Origin of the sequence: Enterococcus sp. E5-37, assembly GCF_035726925.1 — a bacterium.
GTDB classification, from domain to species: Bacteria; Bacillota; Bacilli; order Lactobacillales; family Enterococcaceae; genus Enterococcus_B; species Enterococcus_B faecium.
The window spans coordinates 237,120-254,679 of sequence record NZ_JAPMLG010000002.1; the positions used below are offsets into that span (position 1 = coordinate 237,120).

A 17,560-nucleotide genomic window follows, 5' to 3' on the forward strand; every position below is an offset into this window, starting at 1 on the left:
AAGCCACTTAAGTTAGAGTTTATCAGTCTAACTTAAGCGACGTGTTTCATAGTTTTTACTAGTGAAAACTAGATTACTTTATTTGTTTTTAGAATCAATAATGATCGTTACAGGTCCATCATTGACGAGAGAAACCGACATATCTGCTCCGAATTGTCCGGTAGCGACTGTGATGTCGCGACTTCTGATTCCTTTATTGAATGATTCGTATAAAGGAATAGCTGTTTCTGGTCGTGCGGCTTCCACAAAGCTTGGTCGATTTCCTTTTTTCGTATCCGCAAACAGTGTGAATTGAGAGATACTTAAAATTTGTCCTCCCACATCTTCTACACTAATATTCATTTTTCCTTGTTCATCTTCAAAAATACGCATTTGTGCAATTTTTTTTACCAGATAGTCCACATCTTTTTGCGTATCGGTTTCATGAATGCCTAATAAAACAAGTAGGCCGTAGCCAATTTTTCCAATTTCTTGCTGATCGACTGACACAGCAGCTTTACTTACCCGTTGAACAACTGCTCTCATATCTGTCCTCCTATCCATTCGTCCGGCGTACACTGTAGACATCAGGTACTGCTTTTATTTTATCCACGATACTCTTTAGGTGGGATAAATTCTGGATACCAACCGTCAAATGGATCGTCGCCATTTTATCTTTATTCGTCCGTGCTTCAACGCTGTTGAGATTTTTCGTTAGCGCATTGACTGTTTGAAGTACATCATTCAATAAGCCTGAACGATTATAGCCGTAAATTTCCAAATCTGCATCATACTCTTTTCGTGTATTCGATGTATCTTCCCATTCGACTTCAATCAAACGTTCTGCTACATTTGGTTTGTCAGGCTGAACATTCGGACAATCTCGACGATGAATGGATATCCCTCTGCCTTTAGTGATATAACCAACGATATCATCACCAGGAATCGGATTACAGCAGCGACTGATACGAATTAGTAAGTTTTCTACCCCTTGAATGACAACGCCACCTTCATGACGTACTTTCATTTTGTCAGGTTCTTTTTTCGGCTGATTCATGATTTCTTCTGCTTCTTGCTTTTGCTGCTCGATTTTTTGTTCTTTACGTTCTTTTTCAGTCAGACGATTGGCCATCGTCAAGGGGCTAACTTCTCCATACCCTACAGCTGCATAGAGATCATCTTCTGTTTGATAATTAAAACGATCAAGTGCTTCTTGCAGTTTGTTCTTCGTCAAAATATCTTTAGGCGTAAATCCTAGATCTGTAATACATTTGACCACGGATTCGTGGCCTTTGATCACATTTTCTTCTCGATCTTGGGCTTTGAAGAAACGTTTGATCTTATTTCTTGCTTTGCTAGTAGCAACCAATTTCAACCAGTCGCGACTTGGGCCAAATGAATTTGGAGAAGTCATAATCTCAATGATATCGCCGTTTTTCAATTTGTAATCAAGCTGCACCATTTTGCCATTTACTTTTGCACCAGTGGTTTTGTTACCGATATCTGTATGGATACTGTATGCAAAGTCCAATGGTCCTGATCCTTTTGGTAACTCAGTAACGTCTCCTTTTGGTGTGAAGACGTAGACTTTATCACTAAAGATATCTCCTTTTACGCCTTCCATAAATTCAGAAGCATCATAGCTTTCGTCTTGAAGTTCGAGTATCTCATGGAACCAGCTTAATTGTTTCGTCATACCATCTGGTTCTACTTTTTCATTTTTTCCTTCTTTATAGGCCCAGTGTGCAGCAACCCCGAATTCAGCGATTTCATGCATTTCCTGTGTTCGGATTTGAATTTCTACCGGATTTCCTGCCGGACCGATCACGGTAGTATGCAAAGATTGGTACATATTAGCTTTTGGCATGGCAATATAATCCTTAAATCTGCCGGGCATTGGTTTCCATTTTGTGTGGATTGCTCCTAATACAGCATAACAATCCTTGATTGAATCTACGATCACTCGAATAGCTAGCAAGTCATAAATTTCGTTGAACTGCTTTTTCTGATCTTTCATTTTACGATAGATTGAATAAATGTGTTTTGGCCGTCCATAGATTTCTGCAAAAATCCCCAGCTCTTCTGTTGCTATTCGAATATCTTCAACAGTACCACTTACGTATTTTTCACGTTCTTCTCTCTTCGTCTGCATCAAGTGGACGATACGGTAATACTGTTTTGGATTTAGATAACGAAGTGCTGTATCTTCTAATTCCCATTTGATCCGGCTGATCCCTAGACGATGTGCAAGAGGCGCATAGATTTCTAAAGTTTCCTGAGCGATCCTTCTTTGCTTATCTTCTCGCAGGTGCTTCAACGTACGCATGTTATGTAGTCTATCAGCTAATTTGACCATGATAACTCGTAAATCTTGAGCCATTGCTAGCAGCATCTTTCGGTGGTTTTCTGCTAACTGCTCTTCGTGGGATTTATATTTTATTTTCCCTAATTTGGTTACGCCGTCCACTAACATAGCAACGTCATCGCCAAATTCTTCTCTCAGATCTTCTAAAGTGATTTCTGTATCTTCAACAACATCATGTAAGAAGCCTGTAGCCACTGTATGGGGATCCATTTTTAAATCTGCTAATATACCTGCGACTTGGATAGGATGAATAATGTAGGGTTCGCCTGATTTTCTAAACTGTCCGTCATGTGCAGCAGTCGCGTATTCGCATGCTTTCTCAACAAATGCTACATGTTCGGGACCCATGTATTGACTAACGAGCTTTATGACACCGGGTCCCGTTAAAATTTCTTCTTTTGTCACAGGAATCGATCCCCCTTTCTTTTTTCGGTAAAACGGGAATCGGGACAAATATCTGTTTGATAATTGTCCCAAAATCCGTGCAGTTATACGTTTTTTTTACGGAAATGTTCGCTTTTTAAAAGCTTTTTCAAACGATTTTTCGTATCCATTGTATAAATAATTGTTTCTATTATACAAATTGTTGACTATTTTTTCAATTCTTTCCGTCGATACTCTTTTATTAATGAAGAACGTTAGCTGAAAGAAGGATTCATTAATTCCCATTGATAGCTAGCAGCACTTAATAAATAAAGAGGTGCTGTTTCTGTACGAAGGATTCTTGGTCCTAATCCACAAAGTATCCCTTTGTGTTCTACAAAATAATCGACTTCATCGCGGGATAATCCACCTTCTGGTCCAAAGACAGCTAAGATTCGACTATCTGGTTTTGTTTCACTAAGAATTTTGGCTGCATTTGATTTTTCGCCTTGCTTTGCTGATTCCTCATAAGCAACCAAGACCACGTCATAATCATCTAGCCGCTCAAATAAATCTTGTTTCGTTTCCAATAACTCTACTGATGGCACGATCTGCCGATGGGATTGTTCCGCTGCCTCTTGAGCAATCTTTTCAAGCCGTTGTTGTCGTTTCATACGTTTTTTTGCATCCCATTTAACGACAGAGGCTGATGCCGGGAAACCAAGAAAAGCTTGTGCTCCTAATTCAGTGGATTTCTGAACGATCCAATCCAGCTTTTCCCCTTTAGGATAGCCACTCGCTATGGTAATCGAACTTGGCAGTTCCTTTTGATTTTCTTCTTTTTTAATTTCTTTCAGATAAACAGCCTCTTCAGTAATCTCCGTGATTTCTGCAACAATGGCTATTTGATCATTGAATGCCAAAAAAACTTCATCCTCGGGTTCCATCCTCATAACCCGTACAATGTGGTGATAGTTTTCCCCTTCTAAAACAAAATAGTCTTTTGATTCATATGATTCTTTTAAAAAATACCGCTGCATCTATTCCACCTCTGGTTTTTTCAAAATAATTGCATACCAGTCTTTTTGCTGGAAAATTTGATCCACGATAAACCCTTGTTCTAACATGGCATCCAGAACTATTTGCTTCTTCTCTTCAATGATTCCTGAAACGATCAACGTGCCTGTTTGCTTCAGTAAACGCCAAGCATCTGGGATCATCAATAAGATGATATCTGCTAAAATGTTCGCAACGATTACATCACTTTCAATCTCGATTCCTGTCAAAAGATCGTTAGCTGATACATGGACATCTTTGGCTATTTCATTCATATCCATATTTTCTTTCGCCGAACGAACGGCTACTTCGTCTAAATCAAAGGCATAGACATCTTTTGCACCAAGATATTTTGCTGCAATACTTAGCACGCCCGACCCAGTTCCCACATCTAGCAATGTTTCACCACCACGCAAGACTGTTTCTAGTGCTGTCAATGTCAAGGAAGTCGTGGGATGAGTGCCTGTGCCAAATGCCATACCAGGATCTAGTGTGATAATTTTTTCTAGAGGATCTTCTGTCTGGTAGTTTTCCCAGCTTGGCGCAACCGTCAGCATTCGCGTAATACGCACCGGATGATAGTATTTCTTCCAGGCTGTTGCCCAGTTGCTTTCCTCTACTTCACTAACTGTTACTTTATTTTTTCCAATAGCTAGACCAAACTCAGGTAATTGTGTGATACGATCTTTGATAAAAGGCAAGATTTCCGGTAAGAAAGTCGTTTCCGGAAAATAAGCCATGACTAGTGCGCCTTCTTTCAGCGATGTAAAATCATTTTTATCTAAAATCTCACCATATTGATCCGACTGAAAATGTTCAACATCTAAAGAATCTTCAATCGCGACACCACTCGCCCCTGCCTCCATCAAAATATTAGCAACTGCTTCGACTGCTTCACTTTCAGTTTCTACTTTTACTTCATTCCATTTCATATCTGTCACTCCTTAATAACTTGGGTACGGTAAATAAGTATCTGCTTCATTTTGCTGTTTTACTTCTACTAATTCTGCTAGTTGCTGATTATCCCAGTGAAGCTCGAATACAGCTTCGTCATCGTCTTCATCCAAAAAATCAAGCAAATCGCTTTGCCCTTGAGCTAATACTTCATTTAGATATTCCACTAAAGAATCAGCTACTGATTTTGCCAACCCTTTTTTTCCTTCATAAGGGATTACTGCTAAATAATTGCGTTCATCAAAAACAGATTTCTGAGGATTAAAAAGAAGTACGCCGTCTTCAAATTCGATAATTGGTTCTTGCGAAACGATCCCTTCTGCATCATCAATCTCAAATTGTGCTTTATTTTCTGCAAACAAGCGAACAACGATCTCGATCGTATGATTTTTTGTATCCCAATCTAAAGCTACATCATAGTCTGTCACTTGTTTTTCAATTATTTCATCTAAGTATGTTAATAGATCCTTCTTTTTCATTTTCTTTCCTCCAACCCCAATCTTTCTCGATTTGGTTTTTTCTTTGTAAAGAGATATAAGGATTTCCCGACACAACAAAACGCAACGGCTTTTCTGTCCATACACCTTTGTTTGGGATACCGATTCTAGGCAAAGCATTGATCTTTTTTGGTGTCTTTTTTTTCTCAAAAACTAAGCGTAACGAACTATCTGCTATAGACTGACCGTAAAGTTCTTGAGGAATTGCTAATGCTTCCACTAATTTTCCCGGACCGTTGCTGATATCTGGACCAGTTTTTCCGCCACGATTTTTACTCATTTGATCAATCATTGCGGCGGGTTCGATTGCACGTATCATTACTCCTTGAGGAATCCCTTCTGGCTGAGTAATGATGTTCAAAATCCGATGAGTATGCATCGTGTAAAGGTAGATCGTACCTGGTTTTTCATACATTGCCCGCACACGCGGTGTTCTTCTTAAACCATAGCTATGGGCGGCCTCGTCTTCTGGACCTAGGTATGCTTCCGCGTCTACAATATATCCAGCTAATCTTCCTTCTGGTGTGTCATGCTCCAAATACATCCCCAATAAATCCCGTGCCACTTCTGGCGTCGTTTTATTCCAAAAAAATTCATCTATCTTTTGTTTATCCGTCATTTTTCTCACCTACTTTATCATACACAATATTAGTTGGATAAGCTATGAAAACAAAACAACAGAAGGCTGTTCTTTCTAGGCATCTTGCTAAATATGATATAATTAAGGGACGTAAAAACAAGAAGGAGGAAAATCCTATGCAACAGCCATTGGCTTATCGCATGAGACCTCGAACGATCGATGAAGTCGTTGGTCAGCAGCATCTAGTCGGGGAAGGAAAAATCATACGCCGCATGGTCGATGCTCGCATGCTCTCTTCCATGATTCTATATGGACCTCCTGGTACTGGAAAAACGAGTATCGCAAGTGCGATCGCCGGCTCTACTAACTATGCATTTCGCATGCTAAACGCCGCTACAGATTCAAAAAAGGATCTACAAGTTGTAGCGGAAGAAGCAAAAATGAGTGGTACAGTGATCCTCTTATTGGATGAAGTACACCGATTAGATAAAACAAAACAGGATTTTCTGCTTCCTCATTTAGAAAGTGGCCGAATCATCTTGATCGGAGCGACTACTGAGAATCCTTATATTACCATCAATCCAGCGATCCGCAGCCGTACACAGATCTTTGAAGTCAAACCATTAACAGAACAAGACATCCAGTTGGCAGTCGAACATGCTTTAAGGGATAAAGAACGCGGCCTTGGACAACAAGCAATCCAGTTAGACGAAGATGCTCTTCTTCACCTTTCGCGTGCAACGAACGGCGATTTGCGGAGTGCATTGAATGGGCTGGAACTGGCTACACTATCGACTCCTTCAGATAAAGAAGGAAGGATTCATCTTACACTGTCGATCATTGAAGAATGTGTCCAAAGAAAAGCTCTTACCCATGACAAAAATGGAGATGCTCATTATGACGTTATTTCGGCTTTTCAAAAATCGATTCGTGGAAGTGATGTGGATGCTGCACTTCATTATCTCGCCCGTTTAGTTGAGGCAGGTGATCTGGCAAGTATTTGCCGGCGTCTGATGGTTATCGGTTATGAAGATATAGGTTTAGGTAATCCTGCTGCTGCGGCTCGTACAGTGAACGCTGTATTAGCTGCTGAAAAATTGGGATTGCCTGAGGCACGTATCCCACTAGCAGACGTCGTCGTCGATCTTTGCTTGTCGCCAAAATCTAATTCTGCCTATATGGCATTGGATGCAGCGCTTGCTGATATTCGAGATGGCAAAGCCGGAGATGTTCCTGATCATTTGAGAGATAGCCATTACAAAGGTGCGAAATCACTCAACCGTGGCGTGGGTTATCAGTATCCTCATCATTTTGATCAGGCTTGGGTCAATCAGCAATATTTACCAGATAAACTGAAGAATGCTCAGTATTATCAGCCAAAAGATACAGGAAAATATGAACAGGCTCTGGGTCAACAGTATTACCGTATAAAAGAGTGGAAAAAGCATCCTCCAAAAAACTAGACAAGAAAACGGTTCTGTTTCTGCGAGCTCTCTCATTGCTCTTTTTAAATTCATATGCTACTATAGAGGTGGGAAATCTGTGATGTTCGAATTGTCCTCTTTGTGTGTTGACCGAACATTTTTATTGATATCTTGGGACCCGTCTTGTGTCACTGCTGGTAACATGCCTTATCATTTGGTAGTTCGAAGCTACGACCATGGGACCCACCTGCTTGAATTCGCGGGATCAATACTACAGGACAAACAACGGCATTAACGGAGATTACCATCTTTTAAAGAATAAAGCAATTTGCTCTTGGCAAATTGCTTTTTCTATTTGTTGCTTATTTTGGAGGATTTGTTCATGATTAGGATTTTAATGATTATCGCCACTTTAGTATTATTATTCGTTAGCTATTATTTATTTAATAAACAGGATATCTTTTTTGTATTGATCAACAAAAATGATAAAAATCAAGGATTCCTACAATTTTACGGAGCTGCATATGCTGTTTTAGGCATAATGGGTATTTTAACAGCCTTTTTCAATCAACGCTTTATTGCCTTGGTCTTTTTACTGATCGTAATTATTGTTTCTGCCACCTTCAGTATCCGATTTGCAAAAAAAATTGCTGAACCAAAGCAGTAAATAATTCTCTTTTTCCCTAAAGTGTTCTACAATAAAAGAGTACAATACGATTGACTTGAGGAGTGAATGCTTATGTTACAACAATACAAAAAAATCATGGTTGCCGTAGATGGTTCTGATGAAGCTGAATTAGCTTTTAAAAAGGCGGTCAATGTAGCTATCCGAAATAACGGAGAACTTCTATTAGCACATGTCATTGACACACGTTCTTTCCAAACCGTTTCATCCTTTGATGGAATGCTTGCAGAACAAGCTACTGAAATGGCAAAGCAAACATTGGCAGATTATGAAAGCAATGCGAAGAAAGCTGGCTTGAATAATGTAGCCTCTGTCGTAGAATATGGCTCACCAAAACAAATTATTGCCAGAGAAATCCCAGAAGATAATCAAGTAGATTTGATTATGTTAGGAGCCACAGGATTGAATGCTGTAGAACGTTTATTTATTGGTTCTGTTTCTGAATATGTTATTAGAAACGCAGCTTGCGATGTGCTTGTTGTCCGAACTGATTTAGAAAACCAATTGCCAGCTAAAGACCACACCAAAGCTTAACACGTAGACGACCTGCCAACTATCGGCAGGTTTTTTTGCACAAAAAACCGTGATAAAAACAAAAGACGCGGCAAGCACTCATCGGTCTTTATAATGTTTAAAATAAAGGGAAAACAGTCAATGAGTTCAAGTAAAATAAAAAAAGTGAACACCAGGGCGATTAGTCGCCCTGGTGTGGTTTAAAACGACCTAAGCATGCCAAAGCTTATTGGTTCGTCAATGTGGAAGTTTCCGATGAATCTGATACGAAAAAATATGAAGTATCGATGGCGGATACCGATTTTATCGCCAAACTAAAATTTTATTTCGGGTTCGGGTACCGCGAGAAGGCAAGTGCTACATTCGGTAAATCATTCAAGAATTGATGAAAGGCTACCGCTTGCCATTATAACCACAACGATACTCCTGAACGTGATGTTGGTGATTTCCAAAGAGAAGAGCTGTTTAATGCAACGGTATTAAGCAAATGGCAAAAGGAAGTCATGTAGACAAAGTTTTTTATCAAACACCATATGATTTCGCCTGAACGCTGGTTTAGCTCAGAATACAATGATGTGGTCCACGAGACATTACCCTCAGTCAGATAAAAAAAGCTCTCTGACAGAATTACACATCGATAAATATTAAGTAAATGTCAGCGCTAGTTGAACTTTCTGACACTTTCAGGTACACTGAAAAAGACAACTACACGAAGGAGGGAAAATACTATGATGCGCATGACTAAAATAACAAGTAATGAAAATTACCAACGATACCATATCGCATTTAGCCATGCAATTGGTTTTACAGTTGCTGTTGACGGGACAAGTTTGTCCAAAACAGTTGAATTCACGTAAAATCAATGGCCATCTCAAGGTATTTTTCTCATGATAATCTGAGTTTAAATAACACAGGCCATGGATAACCATGGCCTTTTTGAGTGGTCTCAAGGAGAGAGATCATGATCATACAAGCAATTTCTATTAAAAAAACAATCGGCGGGAATCCATTATTTGAGGATTTATCCTGTCAAATTGAAGCTGGTGAAAAAATTGCCTTAGTCGGTATCAACGGAACTGGCAAATCAACCTTTTTACAAATCTTGACCGGCAGAGAAGGTGTCGACAGCGGTGTTATCAGTCGCAAAAAAGGCTTAAAGATCGGGACGGTCGAACAAGAACTTACAGTTTCCGAAGCAACCGTCAACCACTACTTGCTCCATTCTGCCGCTGAGATACAGGACCTCAAACAGCAAATGAGTCGCTACGAAGCATTGATGACAGAACCAGATACAAACTTAGAGAAGTGTCTGACCCGTTACGGTGAGCTGCAGCATCGCTTTGAAGAACTAGGCGGTTACGTATTAGAAGACCGGATTGCAGCGATCTTGCAAGGCTTAGGGATTCCACACCGTCAGGAAGCACGGTTAACAGAACTTAGCGGAGGCGAACGAGTTAAAGTCGCTTTAGCCAAAATTTTAGCAGCCGATGCCGATTTACTTTTACTCGATGAACCGACCAATCATTTAGATCTTAACAGTATTCGCTGGTTGGAAAACTATTTACAGAATACAAAAAAATCGGTTCTGGTCGTTTCTCATGATCGGCAATTTCTCGATCAAGTCACCACAAAAACATGGGAACTGGAAGAAGGTGCATTGATTGAGTATCCCGGAAACTACAGCCGTTTTCGAGTCTTGAAAGAAGCTCGCTTGGCTGAGCTGACAAAAAATTACGAACTGCAGCAAAAAGAAGTCCAGCGGTTGAAAGTCATGATTCGTCGTTTTCGTCAGTGGGCACATGAAGGAGACAATGAGTCCTTCTTCAAAAAAGCCAAAGAACTGGAACGCCGCCTGGCGAAACTGACACTCGTCAAACCGCCAGCTCCCCCGAAAAATCGGCTGCAAAGCTTGTCTAATGGTGGAAAATCTGGCAAAGAAGTTTTCATCATTCAAAACTTGCACCAGCAGTACGCTGATCAAGTACTATTCAAAGACAGCAGTTTTGCAGTCTATCGTGGAGATCATTTAGCCATCATCGGCGACAATGGTGCAGGAAAATCAACCTTACTCAAATTATTACTCGGTGAGGAAAAGCCTTACGGTGGCACCATCAAATTAGGTAGTAGCTTGCAAATCGGTTATTTGCCGCAGCAGCTGCAGTTTGCCGATCCCGATAGCCGTTTGCTGGCTTACGCCATCACATTGACTGGAAACGAAGAAGTCGCTCGACGGCAATTAGCCAAAAGTGGCTTTTATCAAAGCGATGTGGGTAAACGGATCAAAGATTTATCCGGTGGTGAAAAAATCCGTTTGGCGTTGCTGAAACTCTTTTTAGAAAAAATCAACGTCCTGATTTTGGATGAACCAACCAATCACCTCGACAGCTATGCTCGAGAAGAAATTGAAGAAATGCTGCAAGACTATCAAGGAACGCTCCTAGCAGTCAGCCATGACCGCTACTTTTTGCAGCAACACTTCCAAGAAGCACTCGTTATTGATCAGGAGCAGATCAGCCGCCAGCCGCTCGGCCAACTAATTGACTAGGACGCTTTTTCGCAACAAAAAACTTGATTTTCATACCTGTGCTTTCACGATTCAGTCAAAGCACAGGTGAAAAATCAAGTTTTTATTATTCGATCAATAAATGTTTCGGATCGATTTTCTAGCTAAACATAAAGCAAAGAATAAAGTCGACAGCCCACGAGGCTGATCTAAAAATGTTTTTTCTTTTTACATATGTAATGTCCCTTATAAAGATGAATGAAAATAAAATATTGGGATTTTCCTGAAAATCAATAAATAAAATGCCAGTCTTTTCCCTTTTGACCACTTTTCCAAGCAAAATTCCCTAAGAAGATCCTGTAAAAAAGAAGGGAAATTGAAGTTAAATTACCATTTTGCGGTCTTCTCCGCAAAAAAACACATGCAAGAATTCCCTCTTGCATGCGTTTCATCTTTTATCCTAACGAATGCTTTGGCTTAGCCGCGCAGACGCTCCACGTCACGGGCAATCATTAGTTCCTCATCTGTTGGGATCACTAATACTCTTACTTTTGATTCTTTTGTAGAGATATCTACTTCTTCACCACGCAATTCATTCAACGCTGGATCGATTTCACAACCAAACCAAGACATACCTTTGATGATTTCACTACGTACATGTCCGTCATTCTCGCCGATACCAGCAGTAAAGACAATTGCATCAACACCATTCATCGTTGTCACATAACCGCCGATGTATTTTCGGATGCGGTCCACGAAAATATCATAAGCTAAACGAATATGTTCTTTTTCATAGTTCTTTTCAAGATCACGCATATCACTAGACAATCCTGTTAGGCCTAGCAGACCAGATTTCTTGTTCAAAACATTGATCATTTCATCAATATCAATCTCTAATTTTTCCATTAAATATGGGAGAACAGCTGGATCGATATCACCTGAACGTGTACCCATTGTCACCCCAGCTAATGGTGTGAATCCCATAGAAGTATCCATGGATTTACCTCCATCGACTGCTGTGATCGATACACCATTTCCTAAGTGGCAAGTGATGATTTTTAGTTCTTCGATCGGTTTGTTCAATAATTTTGCCGCACGTTCCGACACATAACGATGACTTGTGCCATGGAAGCCATATTTTCTTACTTTGAAATCTTCATAATAAGACACCGGTAAGCTATATAAATAATTTTGCTTTGGCATTGTTGAGTGGAAAGATGTATCGAATACAGCCACACTCAAAATGTCAGGTAAAATCTTTTTAAACGCTTTGATCCCCATTAAGTTTGCAGGATTATGCAAAGGAGCAAATTCTGCTAATTCAGCAATGCGGTCCATTACTTTCTCATCGATCACTACTGAATCCCCATAAGTTTCTCCTCCGTGAACAACACGGTGCCCTACTCCGGTGATTTCATCATAAGAGCTTAAAATTTGCAGTTCAATCAACTGATCTAACAGCATTTTTACTGCTACTTCGTGGTTTTCGATATCCATGATTTGTTCGAATTTTTGATTATCGCCGTACTTGATGGTAAAAATAGAATCTTGTAAACCGATACGTTCGACGATCCCCTTCGCAACTACGGTTTCTTCTGGCATTTGATATAATTGCCATTTCAAACTTGAACTCCCAGCATTGATTGCAATTGTTTTAGACATATGACTCTCCTTCTCGTTGAATGATTACAGAGCAGATGATTTCCAGTTTTTAAACTCGTTGAAAAATTCCGTCACCTTCTCTGGTTCTTTTAATGAAGCAAGTTTCACAAGCAAGACTTCTTTTACTTGTTGTGCTTGTGGTCCTTTTTTCTGTAAGATCAAAATACTTTTTTGCGATTGTTTATTACGGAACAATTCATCTGGCAATTGAATCATTCCTTGAAGATAACCTTCTTCTTTAAACCATTTTTTGATTTCTTCACTTTGATCCGTTTCTAAAAATCCACTCGGCATCAAAAACAAACCAAAACCATCCGGCTTCACATATTTCATTGATTGCTCTAGCAATAAATGATGTGCATAACTATGGCCTTCTTCGGTACTTGTTAAAAACTCTTTTGCTTTTTCGTCATTCGGATAATAACCGATTGGCAAATCGCTGATTGCAAAATCGACAGGATCTATTAATAAATCCTGCAACCCGTCTTGATGAAAGTATTGAACATTTGCTTGTGTCAAATCACTTGTAGAAGCTGCGACAGCCAACAATGTATCATCAATATCCACACCAATTCCTTCTGTTTGGTACCCCGCATTCGATAGGTTTAAAAGAACTGTTAATAACAAGTTGCCCATTCCTGCCGCAATATCCAGAATCTTAACCGGTGCTTTTTTATTTGTGTATAGTTGTTCAATAAGAAAAACAAATAAAAAACCGATACTATCAGGAGTGAGTTGATGGTTCGCCTGCAAATGTTCTGTCTGGCTGCCCTTCAATAAAAGTAATTGAGACAGTCTGCGCCATTCTTCTGGCTCGAAAGAAAGTTTCTTCAACTCTTCATAAAGAGCTGTGATCCGTTGCGTTGTCTCTTTTGTCGGCACTCCATCCACCACACGTACTTGATAATCATCTATTAAATTTTCTGCATTTTCGACATAGGCTTCTAAAAAGGAAGTTCCCAATGCATTCTGTAAAAGCTGAATAGCTTCCAGGTTTTGATTAAACCCTTGTTCCATTTTTTCTGGTAACATGGTGCACCTCATTTCTAGATATATTATAACAATTTTTTCACCTGTTTAATTCTATCGAACAATTGACAAAATTTCAATCGTTTTCACTGTTTTTTATTTGTGAAACGGCAAACATTTTTTTATTAAAAACAGTGTTATAACAGAAAAGAGGGCGTTTTCACGAACATTCCATCATTCTGTACTAGTATCTGTATCATTTTTTACTTCTTCTGTGAACCGAAAGATAAACGGTGAGACTTCCACCTCTAAGAATAGGGACTGTTGTACCCACTGATATGTTACAGATCCAGTTGTGTAGTAAAAAACTCCTTCCGAACTTTCGGCAAGCGTAGACTGTTCCGATAAAGCCATCTGCTTCATTATTTTTGCTATATAATAATTTTTGATTCGTATATTAAGATCCATTGACAAACGGTAGCTTTCTAATGCTGCCATCAATAAAAACGTACATAAAAGAAATAAAAGCAAGACAGAAAATAAAATAGAGCCCTTATAACATTTTCTACTGATCGTTTTTTGTCCATATGGCATATCCATCTTCTCCATTTTCAAAGTGTACATAAAAAGAAATTGTGTGTTCTTTTTCCAATAATTGAAGCTCAGTGATACTTGTTAACATAGGTTGATGTCCGCCGGAAGTTCTTCTTTTACGTATCATTGCCTGATATCTTTCGATGATATACTGTTTATCCTCGATCGTGTAGTGCAGTTGCTGATTTTTCACAGAGACATTGTGACTGCTCTTGAGTTCTTCTTCTAATTGTGCTAAAAATATTAGCCACTCTTTTTGATCTTTACGCTGCAGAAATTCACTTACTTGGATGGTTTGCTGAATCAAAAGATTGAATGTGAGCAATAGACTGCTCAATATCATCAGTCCAATTAGACATTCAATCAGCGTAAATGCTGGAATTACTTGTTTTTTCAATACTGATCGCTTCTTTCTCCATATTGACAAACACTTTTTCGATTACTCCATTATTATCGACAATTTGGATATCGTATGGGAACATTTCTTCCCTTCGCTCTGGTCTTTTGTGATACATCCGCTGCGTCTTGATATCTTCATAAATCATTCGAATAAATAGCAGCTCCTCCCCACTTTTCTTTTCTGCCTGAAGCAAAAACAGCTGGCCAAAGCTCACTAAGTAGACACAGACAGAAGCGATCATAAGCGCTGTAAGGGACTCCAACAAAACAAATCCTGTTTTATTCAATTCTTTTTGTATAGCGACCACTCCCTATCTGGAATTGATACGTAATCGTCCGCTCTTTTTCTTCCCAATAAAATTGATAAGCTTTTAGTGAACTTTCATTTCCGGTTCTAGCAGCAAAAGTAATAGAAGCATGGCGTTTCAAGGTAATCTCATCAGGAATATCTAATACTTCCCAATTTATTTTATCTGGATTCGGAACATGAAAAATGATTTGATTCTCTTCACTATTCCAATAAAAGCCTGTTTGGATCTGATTCACAATAGCGATTTTTTGCGTAGAATAGATTCGTTTTTCAAATTGGCTCAAAAATTGATAGACTGCCAATTCATTCTTCCATGCAGAAAATGCGAGAACTGGAAAAGAAAGGATCGTTGTAAGTAATAAAATCAGTAAGAGTGATTCAAACAACGTATATCCTGATGCTAAAACCTTACCTTCAAGGCCGCTGATAGATTTCTGCATGTTCTCGTTTGATATAGCCTTCATTCAACAATTCCTCCACAGTAGGAACTCTTCCATTATTTTGAAGCGCATAGAGCTCTTTTTGTGTGTCTACCAACTGGATGATCGCTTCACGACTTTCTTGGTCTACATGATTCCTATAACGCGACAAATTAGGGACGAACAACAACACTAATACACTGATGATCAGTAAGACGATTAGCATTTCGATCAATGTAAAACCGCTATAATAAGATATTTTTCTCTTTTTCATGGCAAAACCTCCTCTATGCTTCCGTAAACAGGTAATAAAACAGCGGCATAAACTAATAAAATCAAAGCCGCTACGCCCAAAAAAATGATTGGCTGAATAAAATGCATCCAGTGATGAAGACGTTTGAAAAGCTGTTTTCTTGTCCATTCGCTGTAAAAAATCAGTTCTTTACCTAAACTTCCCTTTGCCTCTCCCTGTAAAACAATTTTACTGAATTCTTCTGATAGAAAACGATAATTCTGGAACTGCTCAGCCAATGACATACCTGCCTCCAATCCTTGAATCAACTTAGAGGAAAGATGCTGAATCAGACTTTCTTGTTTCGTTTCCTTTAAGCAGACTATGATTTGCCTTAATTCGAAACCTTCATGAAAAAGCTTTCCAATCTCTAGTGACAAATAAGCCGATTGATACAAGGAATATATCGGTCCAATCAATAATTGTCTGCTTATCCATTCACTCTGATCAACAGGGGACAACTTCATCAGACGATACCTTACTAGTAAAGCCAATAGAGTAACCGCTAGGATGAATAGTAGAACATACCAATGAAAGATTTGTATCAGCTGAATCCCCCAATGCTCTTGCATGACCATTCCTGAACCAATAAGCTGAGGCAAAACGAACAATCGCATACTAAACAAGATACCTAGCAAAAAGGTGAGCAATAGCATCGGATATGCAAGCAGCTTTTTCAAATCATTGCGAAATCCTTCAACAAGCCGAAACTGTTTGGCAATTTCCAACAAAGTTGTCGGCAGATTCCCATGACGTTCAGCTAACTCGATCTGTACCAGTTGCTCTGCTCCATATCCTATTTGCGAAAGTACCTCACTAAACGCTTGCCCTTCCTTTAGCTGATGTTGGATGTTTGCCAAAATAACAGGTGGAAACGAACGGATCGTGAGTAATAAATAAAGGGATTCTTGCAGACTAAAACCAGATAAAAGCAGTTCTCCCATGGTTTGTGCAAACTGGTTTTGCTGGCTTCTTGTTAATCCTTTAGAATAGTTCTGACTGCCAAATGTTTTCCTGAGCTTCTTCATAACTTTCCTCCCATGATTTTTTTACTGATTCTTCCTCCATAAATTGATAACTCCATAAGACAGAAGGATGGTGATTGGCATCTTCCAAAAGTTCTTGATAAATGACACCAGCTAAACATTCAGATAGCTCTTCTTTTTTCTTTGTCAGTTCATGGATTCTGACCAATGTACCTTCAAGATTGCGTGCATGTACGGTTGCAAAAACCCGGTGCCCTGTTAGTGCTGCTCTTACCGCAGCATGTGCAGTTGATTCATCTCTTATCTCGCCAATGATCAGCAAGTCTGGACGATGCCGTAATGCGAGTTTCAAAAGTGTATCATAAGTCTGTGCTATTTTCGGATTGATCTGTAGCTGCAGAAAAAACGGTTCTTCTATCTCTACAGGATCTTCAATAGTAATCACTTGCAATTTTTCTTCCAAAGCCAACCGATACATTAGAGAAGTCTTGCCTGATCCGACTGGTCCGCTGAAAAGGTATAATCCACGTCTGACGGTTTTCTGTAAAATAGTTGCAAAATCTCGAGAACTAAAGCAACGATGGGGTGTTTCAAAAGTACCGTATAATAGCCGAATCACTAAACTCTCTCGTTGAAGGTAATCTCCTACAGAAGACAACCGCAGACGAACTTCCTGTTTTTCTAAAGAATAAGTAAATGCACCTAACTGAGCTTTTCTTTTTTCTCCGATATCCATCTGTCCCAAATACTTAAATCTTGAGATCAGTTGCTGTCCATCTGCCGAAGAGACTTTCTTCCAGAATGTTCGTTTTTTTCCATAGCGAAAATAGATGTAAAATACTTCTGAAGCTGGCAATATATATACGTCTTGGGCATGTTTGGCAAAACTTTCACTTATCATTTGATCCGATAATCGTTTTATTTCCATTATTCTCCCCTCCACAAAAAACATACGTCTTTTTGATCTTTTTGTTTCAAATAAAATGAATTTACAAAAAAATATTGGCAAA

At 39.2% G+C, this 17,560-nt stretch carries 21 protein-coding genes and 1 other RNA gene; 7 read left to right on the forward strand and 15 right to left on the reverse strand.

Annotation, left to right across the window (positions count from 1 at the left end):
- Window positions 1-78: 78 nt before the first annotated feature.
- From dtd to OS138_RS02720, 6 genes are all read right to left on the reverse strand, one after another.
- Window positions 79-525 (reverse strand): D-aminoacyl-tRNA deacylase, encoded by a 447-nt coding sequence (gene dtd / locus OS138_RS02695; protein ID WP_325069659.1) that lies wholly within the window; start codon window positions 523-525, stop codon window positions 79-81.
- Window positions 526-535: 10 nt separating this feature from the next.
- Window positions 536-2,749: a RelA/SpoT family protein gene (locus OS138_RS02700; protein ID WP_002289096.1), complete on the reverse strand. Its 2,214-nt coding sequence runs from the start codon at window positions 2,747-2,749 to the stop codon at window positions 536-538.
- A gap of 233 nt (window positions 2,750-2,982) precedes the next feature.
- A complete protein-coding gene (locus OS138_RS02705; RefSeq protein ID WP_002289095.1) occupies window positions 2,983-3,747 on the reverse strand; it encodes a 16S rRNA (uracil(1498)-N(3))-methyltransferase in 765 nt (254 codons plus the stop codon).
- The gene (gene prmA, locus OS138_RS02710; RefSeq protein ID WP_002301283.1) at window positions 3,748-4,695 is read right to left on the reverse strand and encodes a 50S ribosomal protein L11 methyltransferase; all 948 of its coding nucleotides are present in this window, start codon (window positions 4,693-4,695) and stop codon (window positions 3,748-3,750) included.
- Window positions 4,696-4,707: 12 nt separating this feature from the next.
- Window positions 4,708-5,196, reverse strand: a complete 489-nt coding sequence (locus tag OS138_RS02715; protein WP_002289091.1) for a DUF3013 family protein — start codon at window positions 5,194-5,196, stop codon at window positions 4,708-4,710.
- Complete coding sequence (locus OS138_RS02720) at window positions 5,162-5,833, reverse strand: DNA-3-methyladenine glycosylase (protein WP_002297596.1); 672 nt, start codon at window positions 5,831-5,833, stop codon at window positions 5,162-5,164. Before OS138_RS02720 ends, OS138_RS02715 begins: the two co-directional genes overlap by 35 nt.
- Before the next feature lie 137 nt (window positions 5,834-5,970).
- Between OS138_RS02720 and OS138_RS02725 the strand changes: the two genes are divergently transcribed.
- The 7 genes from OS138_RS02725 to abc-f all read left to right on the forward strand — a co-directional run bounded on the left by OS138_RS02725 (window position 5,971) and on the right by abc-f (window position 10,961).
- Window positions 5,971-7,257 (forward strand): replication-associated recombination protein A, encoded by a 1,287-nt coding sequence (locus tag OS138_RS02725; protein ID WP_002297594.1) that lies wholly within the window; start codon window positions 5,971-5,973, stop codon window positions 7,255-7,257.
- Window positions 7,258-7,328: 71 nt separating this feature from the next.
- Window positions 7,329-7,523: non-coding RNA, 6S RNA (gene ssrS / locus OS138_RS02730), on the forward strand.
- Window positions 7,524-7,600: 77 nt separating this feature from the next.
- The gene (locus OS138_RS02735) at window positions 7,601-7,885 is read left to right on the forward strand and encodes a hypothetical protein (protein ID WP_002327297.1); all 285 of its coding nucleotides are present in this window, start codon (window positions 7,601-7,603) and stop codon (window positions 7,883-7,885) included.
- Window positions 7,886-7,957: 72 nt separating this feature from the next.
- Complete coding sequence (locus OS138_RS02740; RefSeq protein WP_325069660.1) at window positions 7,958-8,437, forward strand: universal stress protein; 480 nt, start codon at window positions 7,958-7,960, stop codon at window positions 8,435-8,437.
- Between the two features lie 221 nt (window positions 8,438-8,658).
- A complete protein-coding gene (locus OS138_RS02745) occupies window positions 8,659-8,802 on the forward strand; it encodes a portal protein (protein ID WP_002293650.1) in 144 nt (47 codons plus the stop codon).
- 342 nt (window positions 8,803-9,144) lie between these two features.
- Window positions 9,145-9,273 carry a hypothetical protein gene (locus tag OS138_RS02750; RefSeq protein WP_002293651.1) on the forward strand — a complete coding sequence of 43 codons (129 nt, stop codon included), beginning with the start codon at window positions 9,145-9,147 and terminating at the stop codon, window positions 9,271-9,273.
- A 104-nt stretch (window positions 9,274-9,377) separates the two neighbouring features.
- The gene (gene abc-f, locus OS138_RS02755; protein WP_002324244.1) at window positions 9,378-10,961 is read left to right on the forward strand and encodes a ribosomal protection-like ABC-F family protein; all 1,584 of its coding nucleotides are present in this window, start codon (window positions 9,378-9,380) and stop codon (window positions 10,959-10,961) included.
- A 435-nt stretch (window positions 10,962-11,396) separates the two neighbouring features.
- Here abc-f and OS138_RS02760 read toward each other — a convergent pair whose 3' ends face one another.
- The 9 genes from OS138_RS02760 to comGA form a co-directional block, all read right to left on the reverse strand.
- Window positions 11,397-12,581 carry an acetate/propionate family kinase gene (locus OS138_RS02760; protein WP_002286171.1) on the reverse strand — a complete coding sequence of 395 codons (1,185 nt, stop codon included), beginning with the start codon at window positions 12,579-12,581 and terminating at the stop codon, window positions 11,397-11,399.
- A gap of 24 nt (window positions 12,582-12,605) precedes the next feature.
- Window positions 12,606-13,613, reverse strand: a complete 1,008-nt coding sequence (locus tag OS138_RS02765) for a class I SAM-dependent methyltransferase (RefSeq protein ID WP_002319190.1) — start codon at window positions 13,611-13,613, stop codon at window positions 12,606-12,608.
- A 171-nt stretch (window positions 13,614-13,784) separates the two neighbouring features.
- Window positions 13,785-14,144 (reverse strand): competence type IV pilus minor pilin ComGG, encoded by a 360-nt coding sequence (comGG, locus tag OS138_RS02770; RefSeq protein WP_002293655.1) that lies wholly within the window; start codon window positions 14,142-14,144, stop codon window positions 13,785-13,787.
- Window positions 14,116-14,541: a competence type IV pilus minor pilin ComGF gene (gene comGF, locus OS138_RS02775; RefSeq protein ID WP_002325315.1), complete on the reverse strand. Its 426-nt coding sequence runs from the start codon at window positions 14,539-14,541 to the stop codon at window positions 14,116-14,118. The genes comGG and comGF overlap by 29 nt, the downstream gene beginning before the upstream one ends.
- On the reverse strand, window positions 14,504-14,851 hold the full coding sequence (locus OS138_RS02780; RefSeq protein WP_325069661.1) for a hypothetical protein: 348 nt from the start codon (window positions 14,849-14,851) through the stop codon (window positions 14,504-14,506). Before OS138_RS02780 ends, comGF begins: the two co-directional genes overlap by 38 nt.
- Window positions 14,823-15,293, reverse strand: a complete 471-nt coding sequence (gene comGD / locus OS138_RS02785; RefSeq protein ID WP_325069675.1) for a competence type IV pilus minor pilin ComGD — start codon at window positions 15,291-15,293, stop codon at window positions 14,823-14,825. The genes OS138_RS02780 and comGD overlap by 29 nt, the downstream gene beginning before the upstream one ends.
- On the reverse strand, window positions 15,268-15,546 hold the full coding sequence (gene comGC, locus OS138_RS02790) for a competence type IV pilus major pilin ComGC (RefSeq protein WP_002286179.1): 279 nt from the start codon (window positions 15,544-15,546) through the stop codon (window positions 15,268-15,270). Before comGC ends, comGD begins: the two co-directional genes overlap by 26 nt.
- Window positions 15,543-16,592: a competence type IV pilus assembly protein ComGB gene (gene comGB, locus OS138_RS02795; RefSeq protein WP_325069662.1), complete on the reverse strand. Its 1,050-nt coding sequence runs from the start codon at window positions 16,590-16,592 to the stop codon at window positions 15,543-15,545. The genes comGC and comGB overlap by 4 nt, the downstream gene beginning before the upstream one ends.
- The gene (comGA, locus tag OS138_RS02800; protein ID WP_002293666.1) at window positions 16,549-17,478 is read right to left on the reverse strand and encodes a competence type IV pilus ATPase ComGA; all 930 of its coding nucleotides are present in this window, start codon (window positions 17,476-17,478) and stop codon (window positions 16,549-16,551) included. Before comGA ends, comGB begins: the two co-directional genes overlap by 44 nt.
- Window positions 17,479-17,560 lie beyond the last annotated feature (82 nt).

What these genes read in the sequence shown, in the direction of transcription:
- OS138_RS02735 (WP_002327297.1), top strand. Translation starts at nt 7,601, where the DNA reads ATGATTAGGATTTTAATGATTATCGCCACTTTAGTATTATTATTCGTT.
- OS138_RS02740 (WP_325069660.1), top strand. Translation starts at nt 7,958, where the DNA reads ATGTTACAACAATACAAAAAAATCATGGTTGCCGTAGATGGTTCTGAT.
- OS138_RS02760 (WP_002286171.1), bottom strand. Translation starts at nt 12,581, where the DNA reads ATGTCTAAAACAATTGCAATCAATGCTGGGAGTTCAAGTTTGAAATGG.
- abc-f (WP_002324244.1), top strand. Translation starts at nt 9,378, where the DNA reads ATGATCATACAAGCAATTTCTATTAAAAAAACAATCGGCGGGAATCCA.
- OS138_RS02725 (WP_002297594.1), top strand. Translation starts at nt 5,971, where the DNA reads ATGCAACAGCCATTGGCTTATCGCATGAGACCTCGAACGATCGATGAA.
- prmA (WP_002301283.1), bottom strand. Translation starts at nt 4,695, where the DNA reads ATGAAATGGAATGAAGTAAAAGTAGAAACTGAAAGTGAAGCAGTCGAA.
- OS138_RS02705 (WP_002289095.1), bottom strand. Translation starts at nt 3,747, where the DNA reads ATGCAGCGGTATTTTTTAAAAGAATCATATGAATCAAAAGACTATTTT.
- comGB (WP_325069662.1), bottom strand. Translation starts at nt 16,592, where the DNA reads ATGAAGAAGCTCAGGAAAACATTTGGCAGTCAGAACTATTCTAAAGGA.
- comGA (WP_002293666.1), bottom strand. Translation starts at nt 17,478, where the DNA reads ATGGAAATAAAACGATTATCGGATCAAATGATAAGTGAAAGTTTTGCC.
- comGG (WP_002293655.1), bottom strand. Translation starts at nt 14,144, where the DNA reads ATGCCATATGGACAAAAAACGATCAGTAGAAAATGTTATAAGGGCTCT.
- OS138_RS02715 (WP_002289091.1), bottom strand. Translation starts at nt 5,196, where the DNA reads ATGAAAAAGAAGGATCTATTAACATACTTAGATGAAATAATTGAAAAA.
- comGC (WP_002286179.1), bottom strand. Translation starts at nt 15,546, where the DNA reads ATGAAAAAGAGAAAAATATCTTATTATAGCGGTTTTACATTGATCGAA.
- OS138_RS02750 (WP_002293651.1), top strand. Translation starts at nt 9,145, where the DNA reads ATGATGCGCATGACTAAAATAACAAGTAATGAAAATTACCAACGATAC.
- dtd (WP_325069659.1), bottom strand. Translation starts at nt 525, where the DNA reads ATGAGAGCAGTTGTTCAACGGGTAAGTAAAGCTGCTGTGTCAGTCGAT.
- OS138_RS02720 (WP_002297596.1), bottom strand. Translation starts at nt 5,833, where the DNA reads ATGACGGATAAACAAAAGATAGATGAATTTTTTTGGAATAAAACGACG.
- comGD (WP_325069675.1), bottom strand. Translation starts at nt 15,293, where the DNA reads ATGCAGAAATCTATCAGCGGCCTTGAAGGTAAGGTTTTAGCATCAGGA.
- OS138_RS02765 (WP_002319190.1), bottom strand. Translation starts at nt 13,613, where the DNA reads ATGTTACCAGAAAAAATGGAACAAGGGTTTAATCAAAACCTGGAAGCT.